Origin of the sequence: Grimontia marina, from assembly GCF_900060185.1 — a bacterium.
GTDB lineage: Bacteria > Pseudomonadota > Gammaproteobacteria > Enterobacterales > Vibrionaceae > Enterovibrio > Enterovibrio marinus.
Window position 1 is genome coordinate 52432 of the sequence record NZ_FIZY01000002.1, and the last position, 14798, is coordinate 67229.

General features: G+C 47.6%; 13 protein-coding genes. 10 read left to right on the forward strand and 3 right to left on the reverse strand.

Annotation, left to right across the window (positions count from 1 at the left end; translation table 11 throughout):
* Positions 1–148 precede the first annotated feature (148 nt).
* The 6 genes from GMA8713_RS01790 (at position 149) to GMA8713_RS01815 (ending at position 5809) form a co-directional block, all read left to right on the forward strand.
* Positions 149–2446, forward strand: a complete 2298-nt coding sequence (locus tag GMA8713_RS01790; protein WP_062705167.1) for a hypothetical protein — start codon at positions 149–151, stop codon at positions 2444–2446.
* On the forward strand, positions 2446–2805 hold the full coding sequence (locus tag GMA8713_RS01795; RefSeq protein WP_062705169.1) for a hypothetical protein: 360 nt from the start codon (positions 2446–2448) through the stop codon (positions 2803–2805). Before GMA8713_RS01790 ends, GMA8713_RS01795 begins: the two co-directional genes overlap by 1 nt.
* 191 nt (positions 2806–2996) lie before the next feature.
* A complete protein-coding gene (locus GMA8713_RS01800; RefSeq protein WP_062705170.1) occupies positions 2997–3296 on the forward strand; it encodes a hypothetical protein in 300 nt (99 codons plus the stop codon).
* Between the two features lie 251 nt (positions 3297–3547).
* Positions 3548–4234, forward strand: a complete 687-nt coding sequence (locus GMA8713_RS01805; RefSeq protein ID WP_062705172.1) for a CDP-alcohol phosphatidyltransferase family protein — start codon at positions 3548–3550, stop codon at positions 4232–4234.
* Complete coding sequence (locus GMA8713_RS01810) at positions 4227–5159, forward strand: phosphatidate cytidylyltransferase (protein ID WP_062705174.1); 933 nt, start codon at positions 4227–4229, stop codon at positions 5157–5159. Before GMA8713_RS01805 ends, GMA8713_RS01810 begins: the two co-directional genes overlap by 8 nt.
* Before the next feature lie 2 nt (positions 5160–5161).
* Complete coding sequence (locus GMA8713_RS01815; protein ID WP_062705176.1) at positions 5162–5809, forward strand: lysophospholipid acyltransferase family protein; 648 nt, start codon at positions 5162–5164, stop codon at positions 5807–5809.
* A gap of 364 nt (positions 5810–6173) precedes the next feature.
* On the opposite strand, the gene GMA8713_RS01820 is transcribed toward GMA8713_RS01815, so the two are convergent.
* Complete coding sequence (locus GMA8713_RS01820; protein WP_062705178.1) at positions 6174–7088, reverse strand: LysR substrate-binding domain-containing protein; 915 nt, start codon at positions 7086–7088, stop codon at positions 6174–6176.
* A 100-nt stretch (positions 7089–7188) separates the two neighbouring features.
* On the opposite strand from GMA8713_RS01820, the gene GMA8713_RS01825 reads away from it, so the two are divergent.
* Positions 7189–8442 carry a D-amino acid dehydrogenase gene (locus GMA8713_RS01825; protein WP_062705180.1) on the forward strand — a complete coding sequence of 418 codons (1254 nt, stop codon included), beginning with the start codon at positions 7189–7191 and terminating at the stop codon, positions 8440–8442.
* Between the two features lie 170 nt (positions 8443–8612).
* Positions 8613–9380, forward strand: coding sequence for a 7-alpha-hydroxysteroid dehydrogenase (gene hdhA, locus GMA8713_RS01830; RefSeq protein WP_062705182.1), 768 nt, complete (start codon positions 8613–8615; stop codon positions 9378–9380).
* A gap of 126 nt (positions 9381–9506) precedes the next feature.
* Here the strand turns inward: hdhA and GMA8713_RS01835 are convergent, their stop codons facing one another.
* Positions 9507–10040: an SRPBCC family protein gene (locus GMA8713_RS01835; protein WP_062705184.1), complete on the reverse strand. Its 534-nt coding sequence runs from the start codon at positions 10038–10040 to the stop codon at positions 9507–9509.
* 759 nt (positions 10041–10799) lie between these two features.
* On the opposite strand from GMA8713_RS01835, the gene GMA8713_RS01840 reads away from it, so the two are divergent.
* Together GMA8713_RS01840 and GMA8713_RS01845 are read left to right on the forward strand one after the other, a co-directional pair.
* Positions 10800–12125, forward strand: a complete 1326-nt coding sequence (locus GMA8713_RS01840; RefSeq protein WP_062705186.1) for a sphingomyelin phosphodiesterase — start codon at positions 10800–10802, stop codon at positions 12123–12125.
* The gene (locus tag GMA8713_RS01845) at positions 12122–13096 is read left to right on the forward strand and encodes a hypothetical protein (RefSeq protein WP_062705188.1); all 975 of its coding nucleotides are present in this window, start codon (positions 12122–12124) and stop codon (positions 13094–13096) included. The genes GMA8713_RS01840 and GMA8713_RS01845 overlap by 4 nt, the downstream gene beginning before the upstream one ends.
* 92 nt (positions 13097–13188) lie before the next feature.
* On the opposite strand, the gene GMA8713_RS01850 is transcribed toward GMA8713_RS01845, so the two are convergent.
* Positions 13189–14412: a polyhydroxyalkanoate depolymerase gene (locus GMA8713_RS01850; protein WP_062705190.1), complete on the reverse strand. Its 1224-nt coding sequence runs from the start codon at positions 14410–14412 to the stop codon at positions 13189–13191.
* Positions 14413–14798: the final 386 nt, after the last annotated feature.

The window sequence follows — 14798 nt, forward strand, 5'->3', positions numbered from 1 at the left end:
TTTCCCTCGTTTTCGAGCAAGAAATTGCCCCTGTTTGATCTGCCTTTCGGTTTTGGTTTCAACCCGTTGTACTGCCCCCGTTTGTTCGGTATCTAACCAAAAACAAAAGCACATCAGGGAAGGGTCAGTGGCGTACAGGGTTATAAAAATGACCGAACTTGCATCGTACGAGTTCGGCAAAGTCGAAGGGGGATTTTCGACGCTGGGTGAACGAGCATTGGAAGCCGTTTTACCTCAAGGCATCACCATACAAAAGTTTCAATCTCAGTTAGCAACTGGCGAATATGTATTACTGAATGATTCGCCGGTCACCCCAGCACTGAAATCAACAACCAACTCAATGGGTGATAAGGTTTGGCAGGTCAATCCGGCTGCTGAATCCAGCTTTTCTCCTGAAGCCAAATCTGCGCTGACTTCACGGACGAAAGCCAAAGGATTTACCTCACGCTCGGGTTCTGAATCTAAAGCCCCTGCTGAGGCGCCTTACACGCCTGAAGCCAAAGTTGAGGAGAAACAGGAAAAGCCGCCCCAAGATTACGAATACCTGTTCGAAGTCGCCTGCTCGGAAGAGGTTCTTGCCAGCGAAGTAGGCTGTCAGTTTGCGCTGGGTAAAACGCCAAAGGAAGCCAGTATTGTCAGTTGGGAAACCAAGCTTTCTGAAACGGGCACCATTTTCTCAGCCAAAACAACTGACGACACGCCCCGCAAGCTTATCGCTAAAGTCGCTAGCGCGGAAAAAGGCGTGAGTAACCAGCCTCCTGTAAAGCTAAAACCCAAAGGCACAGACGCCGTTCGGGAAGCGTTTATTCCGGTGATCCCTGCCCTTCAGCTAGGCGACCGTTTGGGCTTTCCGACGGAAGGTTATTTCTACCATTTCCACGAAAAGAAGCTGGTTCAGGAATACAAAATCCTCGGTGAAGGCCGCTGGGCATTTCAGGCCACACGTTCAACGCCGTTTAGCCTAAACAGTGAGCAAGGGCTGAATAAATATCAGGGCGCGATTCTGCTTTACTGGAAAATCAACAGTAAAGTCGTTATTGACCAGCACCTTATCTATCTCGACAGCCCAATCACGATTGAACAACTGGGTAATGTGAACGATCAATGGCTGAGCGAGCATGGCGTGATGATAGACATCCCGACCCTGCTGAATGCCAAGAAAGCCACAACGGCCGCCAAGAAGCCCTACAAACCGAAAACCTACAATGCGCCTGTTGATGTCGTCTACGACCATAAAGAACGCCTGTTAACCGGCTCGACACTCAAAGCCATCAACAATGAACGATTGGTGGAGAGTGGGTTGCCAGTTGTGAATGTTAAAACATGGGGAGAAGCCAAGTTGGCGTTCGATTTGGGCTATTGTCAGATTGAAGAAACCCAACCATTGGAACAGTTCTGGGGCAACCTGTTTTCAGACGAAACACCTACCGACATTCAGGAACTTATCAAGAAATACAATGAGCATTTGAACAACCCCGCCAGACAGGGAGAGATTGTTGTCCTGCCCACTGCAGAGCCAGAGACCGAGGAAGAAAAAAGCCGTCTTGATGCACTGATTGAAGAAGCGAAAGCGGCAAGTAAAGAGCTCGGAAAACTGACGGATGACGCAGTGGCTACCGTAAACCGTCACTTTGAGCTCTTGGACTACTATGCGTCGGAAACATTAAAAACTGTTAAAGAGGATGGACTTCCCTCTGATGTTTACGCGCATGCTTCATTGGGTGTTGGGGCTGTGGCTTCTGGGGTTGGAAAACATCTACAAAACATCAATGGAATACTGCTGGAGGTTAACGACCTATACGTTTCTCAAGTCGCTATTGCGAGCCGCACTGGGGGAGTTAACTACGGGCCTTTCATTGCGGAACGAGCGGCATTATTAAGAAAGCTGGACGGTTCTTTCTCCGCACTATCAAAACGTAATGTGAAGGTGCCAGCTTATGTTCAGGTCAAAAAGAACTTAAGGCTCTCCACCAAATCTATCATCCACAATGCAGATGAAATTATCGCTAAAGGTATTGTTCCCAACCTTGGTAAACGTATGGCGAATATTTCAAAAGGGGTTTCTGCATCCAGAGGGCTAGGTTATGTTGGATTAGCTCTTGGAGCTGCAAGCGGTGCTAACAACATATACGACGCTTGTTCGGTTAACTCCCAAGGCGAATGTGGGAAAGTTGCAACGAGAGAAGTCTTCGGTTTTGCAGGTGGATGGGGTGGCGGAGCGCTTGGTAGCAGTGTAGCAACAGGAGGCGTTCTTCTCTTACTCGGCGTTGCTGGAGTGACAGCTGCTCCTGTCGTGGCAGTTGCTGCAGTTGGAGCTTTCGTTGTTGGTGGTGCGGCTGGAGGTATCGCCGGAACAGCTGCTGGGAAAACTGTCGGTGATGTTTTGTATGAGGCTGTAGTTGACGTTGGGGATTGGGCTGGTGACGTCATTGAGGATATATTCTAATGGAACATTTCGAGAGCTTGAGAATTGTTGTTACTGGCTTACTGGCAATCTACGCCATATTGTGGGCCCTTCCCGGAACCATCATGAATGCAGTTGTTGCTTTAGGTAATCCTCAACGCATTGTTTTCATCGATAAACAGTTATCAAAAGACGTCGAGAAGCTTCATGCCAATGGGGCGAGTATGCTTTTCACCAACATAGCGACACGTCTGTATGGATATTGGATTTCCTATCCATTTATCCGTAAAAGAGTCTCTACGACATCAAAAAAATTCTCTTTATTTATGTGGTTCAACTGTCTGGGAATGTGGAGCGTGATTGGTGCGCTGTTGCTCTCCATGATATCTAAGACAGCTTGACGCTCTTACCCAGTCATCCCCTTTAACCACTTTGACAAAGTGACAGACACGTTAAACCGAAGTGGCTTTTCTATTCATGGTGGAGAGACTCCTGATTCAGCAGGATACATCGATCTAACAGACCATATGGGGGACTTTTCAAAATCATTTTTATTTTATGGTGCAGATCTTAAATTAACGGTGGAGTATTAATGAATAAGCTCTTGCTTATATTGAATTATGTGTCTCTCTTTCTGGGAGGATGCATCATTGTCATCGATGGATTTTCTCTATTAGATTATGCTATCAGCACCTCCCATTATCATTTTGGTACCGAAGTAGGGACATATAGATATTTAAGCCTCTACCATTATGTTGCTCTTGGGCTTGCCACAATCAGCATTGTAATTGTCTCGAATACTATTGCTTACAAGAAAGATTCGACCAAAAGCCAGTTACTGACCCGCATGTTAGGCCTAAGCATTTCCGCTTTCTTGTTCCTTGTTGCCTGAAGGTGAAGAAAGAGTTCCAGTTGAGTAGCGATTTGAACTCTTCATCAGACAATGAAAAGACAATCCAAGCCTACCGCAGAGCCACAAAACCGCTGGCGCTACTTTGATGAACTTGGTCGTTATGCCGTTGTATTGTTTACAGGAAAAAGCGACCAAGTCCCCAGAGAGTAAGATCAAAATCAGGCATAATTCTGAGGGATAAACGAAACAAGAATATATACTCCCAAGATCTTCACTCTTAGAGGTTTGGCATGGATTTCAAAGCAGAAGAAGCCAATCGACGCGAATTGGCGGTACGCCACTCCCGGGTGGTGCAAAAAGTCGCGGCGTGGCTCAATCGTAAAAACATCACCCCGAACCAAATTTCGGTCATGAGCGTTGTTTTTGGCTTACTGGGCTTTTCCGCCATGCTCGCCAACCATTACTGGGAAGGCGATGTGCTGCTTTTGGTCACTGCGCTTTGTATTCAGTGCCGCCTGCTTTGTAATCTTTTTGATGGCATGGTCGCTATTGAAGGCGGTAAAAAAACACCCGCCGGCGAACTTTTCAACGATGTCCCAGACAGGATTACTGATCCCCTTTTCCTCATTGCTGCTGGCTTCGCTACCTATCTTGAGTGGGGAATGTATCTGGCATGGGCCTGCGCATTAGTGGCTGTTTTAACCGCTTACGTGCGTGTGTTGGGTAACAGCATGGGATGTAAACCTGACTTTGGTGGCCCAATGGCAAAGCAACACAGAATGGCACTGCTAACAGCGGGCTTTAGTATCCTTTTCCTCCAGAATCTCACTGATAGTTTCCTCGATGCGCCCGTTAATGCTATTGATGTCACGCTTATCATCATTTTGTTAGGCAGTATCATCACCTTCTGGAGAAGGCTTTTGACCATCTACAAGACAAAGGAAAATGAAGGGAGTGAAGGAGAAAACCATGACTGAAATACTCCCTCACTCTCTCCATGCAATGTATGCAGTTTTGCTGGCGTTGGTCTTGGGCACACTCATTTACCTGTGGAAGTCACGCACTAATCCAAACGCTGATTTTCTGGAGTTGAAGCTGAGGATCCGCTCGTGGTGGTGGATGGTGGGGCTGGTCTTTGTTGCTCTGTTTCTTCCGCTGCAATATACCTTGGTGTTCTTTGCTTTTCTGAGCTTTATGGCACTGAAAGAATTTCTCTCTATTGTGCCTATTCGACTTGCCGACCGACGAATTGTGTTCTGGGCGTACCTTTCTATCCCGTTAAATTACTATTGGCTGGGGAGCGGATGGTATGGCATGTACATCATTTTCATCCCTGTATATATGTTTCTTTATCTACCAATGGTTGCAGTGCTGATTGGAGATACGAAGGGCTTTATCCGCTCTGCAGGCGTGATTCATTGGTCTTTGATGCTCACCGTTTTCTGCCTGAGCCATATGGCATACCTCTTGGTACTTCCTTCTAAAAACCCTGATGCCGGTGCATTGGGAATGTTGCTGTTCCTCCTGATCTTCACCCAGTTAAATGATGTTTGCCAATACATCAGCGGAAAGTGTTTTGGGAAGCGCAAAATCGTTCCCAAAGTCAGTCCAAACAAAACGTGGGAAGGATTTATTGGTGGGGGGATCACCATCATTACCCTCTCATATTTCATTGCCCCTTATCTGACACCACTCACGCCATTGCAGGGTGTCGTGGCAGGACTGATTATTTCGATCAGCGGATTCATTGGTGATTTGGTGATTTCTTCGGTTAAGCGTGATTTACAAATCAAAGACACCAGCCAGTTGATTCCAGGTCACGGCGGTATTCTCGATAGGGTAGATAGCCTTATGTTCACCGCCCCATTGTTTTTCCACTACCTATATTATTTGTATTACTGATTATGCTATCTAAAGCACTGAAAATAATGTTTATTTTTCTGGTGGTAAAACCGCTGGTCTTTGTTGCGCTTGGTTTAAATGTCATCAATCGCAACAAGTTACCTCAGAAAGGGCCTGTCCTTATTGCCGCCAACCATAACAGCCATCTTGATACGCTGGTATTGCTCGCTTTGTTTCCCATTAGTCTGGTCCACAAGGTTCGCCCTGTGGCTGCTGCTGACTATTTTCTGTCAAATCGCTTTTCTGCCTGGCTCTCATTAAATGTTATCGGCATCATCCCTATTAACAGAACAGGAAATGCTGCTGATAGGAATGCGCTGTTTAATGAATGCCACCGCGCGCTGGATAAGGGAGATATTTTATTGGTATTTCCTGAAGGAAGCCGAGGTGAACCTGAGGTGATGAGCGAGTTAAAAAAAGGGATCTACCACCTGGCAAGAGAGCATGACCACTGTCCTGTTATCCCGGTTGTCATGAAAGGCCTTGGTATGTCTTTGCCCAAGGGCACAGCGATGTTTGTACCTTTCAACTGCGATGTTGTTATCGGCCAACCTGTGGATCACGTCGATTGTTCAGAAACCTTTATGGCTGAGATACAGGCTCAGTATGCTGAACTCAGTCAACACTGTATTACCCAGTATAACGCCTAGGGTCTGTTGACCTTTGGTTATGATTTTTGCAGCAGTTTGTGGGGATTTTATGCAAGGCAGAGGCTTCGATGTGTAGCTCGCCTACATGAGAAGCTGATAACGCAGCAGAAATTCCCCACAAACGCTGCCCGAAGGGTTCGACTGCGCGTCCCGTACTCTAAGCATTTTAAGCTTTGTTGAGGTGTATTTGCTTAGAATAACCGGGCAGCATATACCTCGCCGCGCCTAAAACGCTTATAGCGAGAACAAAATTTAACCACCAAAGGTCAACAGACCCTAGTGTATTTGCTTAGAATAACCGGGCAGCATATACCTCGCCGCGCCTAAAACGCTTATGATGGGAACAAAACTCAACCACCAACGGTCAACAAACTCTGGCAATCATCCCCTTCAACCAGCTCACAAAGCTCTCCGTGCTTTCGTCCTGCATATTGCTGATCAGGTAATACCCTGCGTTGGCTTTGATGGGTGAAAACGGTGACACCAACCTTCCGGTTTCCAACTCATTATCGATAAGCGCCATACGCGCCATCGCGATGCCTACGCCTGCTTCTGCGGCGGACATGGCCATATCAGTGCGGTTAAAGAAGTGGCCGCTTTCGGTGGGTACAGAAAGCTGCATTGCTTTGGCCCAGTTTCGCCATTCTAAATCCTTGTCGGCTTTTTCCCATGGCATGGCATCGTGCAGCAAGGTGATACCGCGCCAATGCTGAGCATTACCTGCTTCGTTTTGCAGCCACTGGTGACGTTCCAGATATCTTGAGTTCATCACTGGCAGCAGATACTCGTCCAACAACAGTTCAGCGTTCGGATGTTTGAAAGGATGCGGGCGATAGTCGATGGCAAGATCAAAGTCCCGCGTGTCAGCGTTCACCAATGCGCCTTCGGCATAGATCTGTACCTGAATATCGGGGTAAAAGTCGTGGAAGCTTTCGAGTTTTGGCACCAGCCATTTAAACGCAAAGGAAGGCGTCAGCTTTAGACGGATTTCCTGTTTCTTTCCGGTATTACGTTGCAAGCTGGCGATTTCTGCATCAATTTCTGCTAAATGGAAACTCACATTTTGGTGAAGCTGTTTACCCTTTTCGGTCAGACGAATACCCCGGGAATGACGTTCAAGCAGAGTGAAACCCAGTTGCTGCTCCAGTTGCAACAACTGTTGGCTCACCGCCCCAGTAGTCAGGTGCATAGCTTTCGCGGCGCTGGTCAGTGTGCTGTGCCTCCCAACTTCCGAAAAAGTATAAAGGGCACCGAGATGTTGGCTTTTGAGTGTCTGCATTTTTGCTTTTAGACATTCTATACACAGTGATTAATTTAAATCGATTGTTAGGGTTATGTAAACACCGCAAACTCGCCCTGTCTGATTGGGGGGAATAATCATGAAAGTATTGGTCTTGGGAAGTGGCGTTGTCGGTTTGATGAGCGCCTGGTATTTGCAGCAGGCAGGTTACAAAGTCACTGTCGTCGATCGCCAATCTAAAGCGGGCGAAGAAACCAGTTTCGCCAATGCAGGGCAAATCTCCTACGGTTACTCCTCTCCTTGGGCAGCACCCGGTATTCCGCAAAAGGCCATTCGTTGGCTGATGGAAGAACACGCACCGCTCAAAGTGAAACCCTCGCTCGATCCTCAGTTGATCAAATGGGCAACGCAAATGCTGTCAAACTGTCAGCTTGATCGTTATCAGGTGAACAAGTCGCGTATGCTGGGCATTGCCAACCATAGCCGTCAGTGTCTGTTGGATTTGCGTGAGAAGCATGACATCGAATATCAGGGGCGCCAGAAAGGCACACTGCAAATCTTCCGTAATCAGAAGCAACTTGATGCGGTAGAAAAAGACATCGCCCTTCTGGAGCAAAGCGGTACCCGTTATCAGCGTATGACGGTCGAAGATTGCATCAAGCAAGAGCCCGGATTGGCCTCTGTGAGCCACAAGCTGACTGGCGGTCTCTATCTGCCGGATGACGAAACGGGTGATTGCTACCTGTTCTGCCAGCAAATGACCGAGCTTGCCAAAGCGCACGGCGTGGAATTTATGTTCGACACCGAAGTGAAGAATGTGAAACGCGAAGGCACCCGAATTGTCAGCGTCGTAACGGATAAAGGCGAACTGGAAGCAGACGCTTATGTGGTGGCGATGGGCAGCTACTCGACCAAGTTTATGGCAGGTCTGGGTCTGAGTATTCCTGTGTACCCGGTGAAAGGTTACTCGCTGACCGTGCCTATCACTGACGAAACGCAGGCACCGACATCAACCGTGATGGACGAAACCTACAAAGTCGCCCTGACCCGCTTTGACGATCGTATCCGTGTGGCGGGCACTGCTGAGTTGGCAGGCTTCGATCCTTCTATTCCGGAAAAGCGCAAAGCGACGATTTCCATGGTGGTAAAAGATCTGTTCCCACACAGCGGCGATTTCGACAAAGCCGAGTTCTGGACAGGGTTCCGCCCAATGACGCCAGATGGTACGCCGCTGATAGGTAAAACGCCGTTCGACAATCTGTTCACCAATACCGGTCATGGTACGCTGGGCTGGACCATGGCTTGTGGTTCCGGCCATCTGCTGGCGCAAATCATCTCCAAAGAGATCACCAGTAATGTCGAGGGTCTGGATTACTTCCGCTACGCGGGATAACACATCTGACTAACAGAGGGGGCCACAAGGCTCCTTCTTTGCTTTCTTCTCCCGAAAACTATCTTTGCCACTTTCCCACTTTCCCCTTCCTGCTTTGTATCAAGAATAACGCGCGCTCTTCTGCCCTACACATCTAGGCTCTATGCATCTCTTTTCAATGAGGGTTTGTTATGCCAGTCATTCAACAGTTCAGCCTTGATGGTCAGGTTGCCATTGTCACCGGTGCTGCCGCCGGGATTGGGCGCCGGATAGCCGAAGTTTTTGCTGATGCAGGCGCAGAAGTGATGGTAAGCGATCTGGATTTGGATGCCGCGACAGAAGTGGCTTCCGCCATTAATGCTACAGGTCGACATGCTATCTCAGCGGCCTGTAACGTCACCAAAGAAGAAGACAGAACGGCTTTGGTTGAACGTGCTGTCACGACATTTGGCAAGGTGACTATCCTTGCCAACAATGCAGGCGGTGGCGGCCCAAAACCCTTCGACATGCCAATGGCAGACTTTGAGTGGGCGTATCAACTCAATGTATTTTCCCCTTTCAGGCTGATGCAGCTTTGCGCGCCGGAGATGGAAAAAGCCGGCGGAGGCGCAGTATTGAATATCAGTTCGATGGCTGGCGAAAACAAAAACTGGATGATGGCGTCTTATGGCTCTTCGAAAGCCGCCATCAATCATCTCACCCGCAATACCGCTTTTGATTTGGGTGCCAGGGGCATTCGCGTGAATGCCATTGCACCGGGGGCAATCCGCACGGCGGCGCTGGAGAAAGTGCTCACCCCTGATATTGAAAAAGCCATGCTGAAACACACGCCACTCGGAAGGCTTGGGAAAACCGATGATATTGCGCTTGCCGCCCTGTTTCTGTGCTCGCCCGCGGCAGCTTGGGTGAGTGGTCAGGTGCTGACAGTCAGTGGCGGCGGCTCTCAGGAATTGAGCTAAAAACCATCTTTAACGAAAGTTAACCCCTCCTCGCCTCTCCCCTAAAAAGGGGGAGCCAAGACCGATTGTGTCATTCCCTTTAAACGGGAGAGACAAGGACGGAGTTAAATGGGGGGAGGGGGAATCTTACTTCTCCATCTCTGCTTTCAGGTTATCTAAACCCGCTTTATAGAGTCCGGTGATGGCTGAAATGGCTGTTGCGTCGTTGAGGTTTTCAGGCGGATCGTTGTTCGGATAGCCACGGTAGAATCCGGCCTTCCAAGTCACCACACTTTTGTCACCTTCGGCTTTCACTTTGATGGTGGACTGGTAGTTGGTGACGGGTAACAACGCGGTGTTGTCTTTGATGATTTTGTATTTGAGCATCATGGCGTCAGGGTTGTAGCGCTTTATCTCTTCCGTCACGCTCTGGTCACCCACATAAACGACACGCACCGCCCCTTTCTCAGCCGGGTTTCCTGATTCCATGACCACTTTAGTCACGGGTGGCAACCAGGAAAGGCTCTCGAAAGCCCCTACCGTTTTCCAAACTTTGTCCGCTGGGGCATTGATGGTGACAGATTCAGAGACTTTGAGCCTTGATGGGCCATGGGCGTTGGCCGTTGAAACGCCGACAATGCCTGCCAGCATCACGATGACGGGAAGTAGTTTTCTTAACATCCGCTGTTCCTTCTCAAACCGTTTCGTTTCTTTATAACGACGATCAGGAAGGAACAGAATCACGTCAGTGGCAAAAGTGTTTTCCGTTTTTAGTGAATATCCTTGTATTACCTACCCACGCTGGGTTTCAAGCGTAAAGGTAAGATGCTATCCCCAAAAAACCTGAAGATGCAGGACTCAGATATACCCAAACAACCTGAAGATACTTCTATTCAGAGGTCATCAATGCATTCAATTCGAGGCAAATTTCACGAGGAATAGTGGTTCTATTTCCCTGGAATTAAACGAAGAAGTGGGCGCATTGAGGGCATCCCTTCGGGCAAGTTGACTAACACCAAAAAATGCCTCTTTGTGATCAGGTGTAACGATGACTAGCCCACTCATAAACCGCTTCATCAAACTTCGAAAATTCCACATGAAATTAAACTGAAAAAATTCACACCTTATTTCTATAATGTTACAAAAAGAATAAATAAAACAATTTGAATCTCATCGAAAATAAACTTGCAAGTCATTTTAAAAATTAACTAACCATCCATTTCGTTTAAAACAAGAAAGGTCATAAAAGTCAAAATGAAGTCCGCAAAAGATCATTTAAACCAATATTTTAAACCAAAATCACAAGGAGGTATAAACAGATTAAAACAAAGATACAAATTAAAGTTAAATTAACTTTAAAAAGGCAGATTAAAAATCGAAATATATTGTCACATTAGAAGTTTAGGTTCACCCGGAAATCAATCAGAGGGTATATCTCAAATGAAAAAGTGGGCTCTATTATTATCTTTTCTAACGACAACAAACGTGCTTGCTGGTAGTGATGTCTACCTGACAAACAACTCTAGCCAGACTCTCACTATCAATGTTGATCATTCCGGTTCTGACTTACTTGAACATGGAAATGAATGGTTCCAACTCACTCAAACGTTGGGGCCTTGGGAGACCAAACCCGTGTTGACTTTCAATCGCTGGGAGGGCGTTAAAGCAGGCAAAGAATACCGCTTCACTACCGTAGTCACCAATGAATCTGGCCAGCAATCTATGTTACACCAAACCATGACGGGTCATTGGAGTCACTCTTCTATTTCCTATGGTGTCAGCGCAGATGATGTGCCTTTGCACATGCAGAATGACCGGAACATTCACCGTTTCCACACCTCTGTGTTTCAGGACCGTCCTACGGAGCTGGCCATGAAATCCGTTGCTACCGCCAGATATGATAATCTTTATTACACCATCACTCCTGAGAAAATAGGTGAGCCTCAAGCACCATCTGAAGATACGTTAAAAGTCATGACGTATAACATTTGGGCTTTGCCATTGATTGCCTCTCATATCGGTGATCGGTTCAATATCATCCCCGAATACGTGAAAGGCTATGACGTTATCGCGCTGCAAGAAGTCTTTGCTAACGGGAGAGGCAGCTTCCTCCGCAGACTGGCCGCTGAATATCCTTATCAGACCCAAATGCTGAGTAAGAACAGTTCAAATATATATGATGGTGGTGTGGTCATTGTCAGCCGCTACCCTATCGTGAATGAAACACAATTTATCTTCCCTGATTGCTCGGGTACAGATTGCTTCGCCGATAAAGGGGTAAATTACGCGGAGATCATCAAAGGCGGAAAGGCCTATCATGTCTTTGCCACACATACGGCTTCTTTTGATACCGATACCGCAAGAGAATACAGGCAGCGACAGTTCCAACAAATTCGGGCTCTCGCAAATTCACTCGATATTTCGGCAAATGATACCGTCATCTACAGCGGAGACTTCAACGTGAACAAACTTAAGTTTCCCGGTGACTATCAACAGATGATCGAGAACCTCGCTGCTGTCGAGCCAACTTACTCGGGCTACACCGAATCAACATTTGATCCACGTATCAACAATTTTGCCGGTGAAGCGCTGTCCGGTGGAGAGCACATAGAATATCTCGACTACGTCATGATCAGTAGGGAATATGGCTCGAATACCGCGACCAATGACAACCGCGTCGATGTCCCTAGAACAACAGACGCGAGACTATGGAAACACTGGAATCTGTCTGATCACTTTCCCGTCGCCGCGGTGATTCAGCAATGAAAAAAGTCGTTATCGGCTTGGTGCCTGTCTTACTGACAGGCATCTTCATTGGGTTAGGAAGTGACGCTGACACACCTAATGTGGCTGTCATACCGACAAAAGCTGATGTCACCAATACGCCTCAAACTGAGCCTGACATCGCTTTACCCTTGCGCACTACAGACAAGGTTTCCGCCTCGACAAACCTAGAGGTGAACAGTTCATTATTTAGCGATGATTTACTCTTAGGGGATCTTAAACGCTTAAAAGGCGAGCCTCTGCAACGATCTTTACAGGCATTTTGGACTCACTGCTCTGGGAAAGAAAATTGCGACGAGCGCTTGTTAGAACTGCAGCAGCGCCTCTCTGCGGTTAATTATGATCTGCTAGCCACTTTCCCCATGCGAAGTGAAATCTGGAAAACAGTCCAATCCACTGTCCCACTCACCAATGACAATACGATTGAAGAGAATATCGCCATCTTCAAACGATATGGAGCAGAGACTTGGGATGATCACACCAGTGTGGTGCTGGCAGATGCATTCACTATGCTGGATTTTAAGCAACAAGCACAGCAGCTAAACAATGTTTCAGCCGATATCTTTTTGTCGGAGTATCAATCTCTCCTCGGTCATTGGCGTCAAGATTTAAAGGTACTGGCGCTTGAATCAGGGGTAAATCAATATGAGCAAGGCCTTGCTCTCATTCCTCCAAGTTTTACCAACGAACAACGCAGTATCATCCAAAGTCAACTCGCAAATTATTACCTCGAACCTCGGGAAGCAGAGCAGGTACTGGCCCGTGAGCGAGCAGTGATAGCACAATCAGAAAAAGTAGCGCGTTATCAGGCAGCCCTTTCCTCTCTTGAAGCATCATTGGAATCAGCACGCCTTACTACGCACTCTCATCTCGACAATACACGTTGGGAAGAATACAAGGCAGGAGAAATCAGCGTATTTCGGCGTAGGTTCTTTTCAGCAGGCACTGACTAGAAAAACGGGGCTCCCCATTTTCTGGAGAGCCTCCGATACAACGTGCTTCAATAGCCGAGACCCGTTACGCTCAGTAAATCCTTTATCTTCACCTATGAAGCGTGTTTTTTAATAAACCCTTTGATCTTAGGTGCTATCGCCTCTCGGTAGCGGCGACCGTTGAAAATACCGTAGTGCCCGACACCTTTTTGCTCATAATGGAGTTTCTTTGATTTCGGCAGCTTGGTACAAAGATCCAAGGCTGCAGAAGTTTGACCACGGCCGGTGATGTCATCTAACTCCCCTTCAATGGTCAATATGGCAGTTTGGGTAATGGCATCCAAATCGATAAGCTCTCCGCGATACTGCATGGTCTTATTAGGCAGTTTGTGTTCGAGGAAGACCTTGCGAATGGTATCGAGGTAGTAATGGGCAGGCAAATCCATCACGGCGAGGTATTCATTGTAAAACTTACGGTGGGCTTCTGCATTGTCGCCATCGCCTTTCACCAAATCGCCAAAGAACTTGAAGTGCTTCTGCACATGGGTATCAAGGTTCATCGACATGAAACCGGAAAGCTGTACGAAACCGGGATAAACCAATTGTCCCGCCCCCTCATATTGCTCGGGCACAGTACAAATCACGTTGGATTCAAACCACTCCAAATCCTTGTCACTGGCATAATCGTTCACTTCCGTCGGGTTGATTCTGGTGTCTATCGGCCCGCCCATCAGCGTCATACTGCAAGGCACCGCAGGATTGTTACGCGCTGACATCAAGGCGGTGGCCACCATTAAAGGAACGCAAGGCTGACAAACCGCGATGGCATGGGTGTCTGGCCCCAGAAGTTCTAAGAATTCGACCAGATAATCCACATAATCGTCGAAGTGGAACTCCCCTTCACTCAGCGGCACATCGCGGGCATTATGCCAGTCTGTGACATACACATCGTGATCTGGCAGAAAGGTGTCAATCGTGCCACGCAGCAAGGTAGCGAAGTGACCGGAAAGCGGCGCAACGAAAAGTACTTTAGGTTGGTTAATTTGGGCTTTGCTGCGGCGAAAATGCAGCAGATTACAGAAAGGTTTATTGGCAATCACATTGTACTGAATCGCGAGCTTCTCGCCGTTGATGACGGTGGTATCAAGCCCCCAGGCCGGTTCGTCATAGCAATCAGTCAGCCGCTCCACCAGTTCCATGGAAGCATCAAGCGTTCGGATAACCGGAGTCGTTTTCATTGGGTTCCAGGGGGCGGCATTCACATCCCGCACAAACTTAACCCAGCTGTTCAATGGCTTGATAGCATCCATATAGGTTGCGTTGAATTGGTAAAGCATAAACCGCCCCTTAATTCTGGCTGACTACAAAGGTGGTTTCGTTTTTATTAGCGATGGGTTATCGCTTATTGATTAACCACACAATTAATATACTAGCCCAGTTCGGCGTATTAACGCTTTGGCAAACTTCCACACAAACATCTAGATATCAAACGCGTGACCCTACGCGAAGCCACCCATTATCTGGTCCAGCAAGGCATGGTCTACCGCGTAAGAGGCTCCTGTCTGTATGTGGGATCTGGCCAAGTATCACCGAGCAGCAATTTTTATGTCATCCCCCCCTTTCGATGAAAAGTCGTCTCTAATATTCATCAAATTACCCGCCATTAGCGCTTACTTCCCCACCAGCCTTTCCTGAGGACTGGTTTACCGCAGTACTTTTATTT

What these genes read in the sequence shown, in the direction of transcription:
- GMA8713_RS01820 (WP_062705178.1), bottom strand. Translation starts at nt 7,088, where the DNA reads ATGCAGACACTCAAAAGCCAACATCTCGGTGCCCTTTATACTTTTTCG.
- GMA8713_RS01840 (WP_062705186.1), top strand. Translation starts at nt 10,800, where the DNA reads ATGAAAAAGTGGGCTCTATTATTATCTTTTCTAACGACAACAAACGTG.
- GMA8713_RS01810 (WP_062705174.1), top strand. Translation starts at nt 4,227, where the DNA reads ATGACTGAAATACTCCCTCACTCTCTCCATGCAATGTATGCAGTTTTG.
- GMA8713_RS01805 (WP_062705172.1), top strand. Translation starts at nt 3,548, where the DNA reads ATGGATTTCAAAGCAGAAGAAGCCAATCGACGCGAATTGGCGGTACGC.
- hdhA (WP_062705182.1), top strand. Translation starts at nt 8,613, where the DNA reads ATGCCAGTCATTCAACAGTTCAGCCTTGATGGTCAGGTTGCCATTGTC.
- GMA8713_RS01835 (WP_062705184.1), bottom strand. Translation starts at nt 10,040, where the DNA reads ATGTTAAGAAAACTACTTCCCGTCATCGTGATGCTGGCAGGCATTGTC.
- GMA8713_RS01815 (WP_062705176.1), top strand. Translation starts at nt 5,162, where the DNA reads ATGCTATCTAAAGCACTGAAAATAATGTTTATTTTTCTGGTGGTAAAA.
- GMA8713_RS01825 (WP_062705180.1), top strand. Translation starts at nt 7,189, where the DNA reads ATGAAAGTATTGGTCTTGGGAAGTGGCGTTGTCGGTTTGATGAGCGCC.
- GMA8713_RS01845 (WP_062705188.1), top strand. Translation starts at nt 12,122, where the DNA reads ATGAAAAAAGTCGTTATCGGCTTGGTGCCTGTCTTACTGACAGGCATC.
- GMA8713_RS01850 (WP_062705190.1), bottom strand. Translation starts at nt 14,412, where the DNA reads ATGCTTTACCAATTCAACGCAACCTATATGGATGCTATCAAGCCATTG.
- GMA8713_RS01795 (WP_062705169.1), top strand. Translation starts at nt 2,446, where the DNA reads ATGGAACATTTCGAGAGCTTGAGAATTGTTGTTACTGGCTTACTGGCA.
- GMA8713_RS01790 (WP_062705167.1), top strand. Translation starts at nt 149, where the DNA reads ATGACCGAACTTGCATCGTACGAGTTCGGCAAAGTCGAAGGGGGATTT.
- GMA8713_RS01800 (WP_062705170.1), top strand. Translation starts at nt 2,997, where the DNA reads ATGAATAAGCTCTTGCTTATATTGAATTATGTGTCTCTCTTTCTGGGA.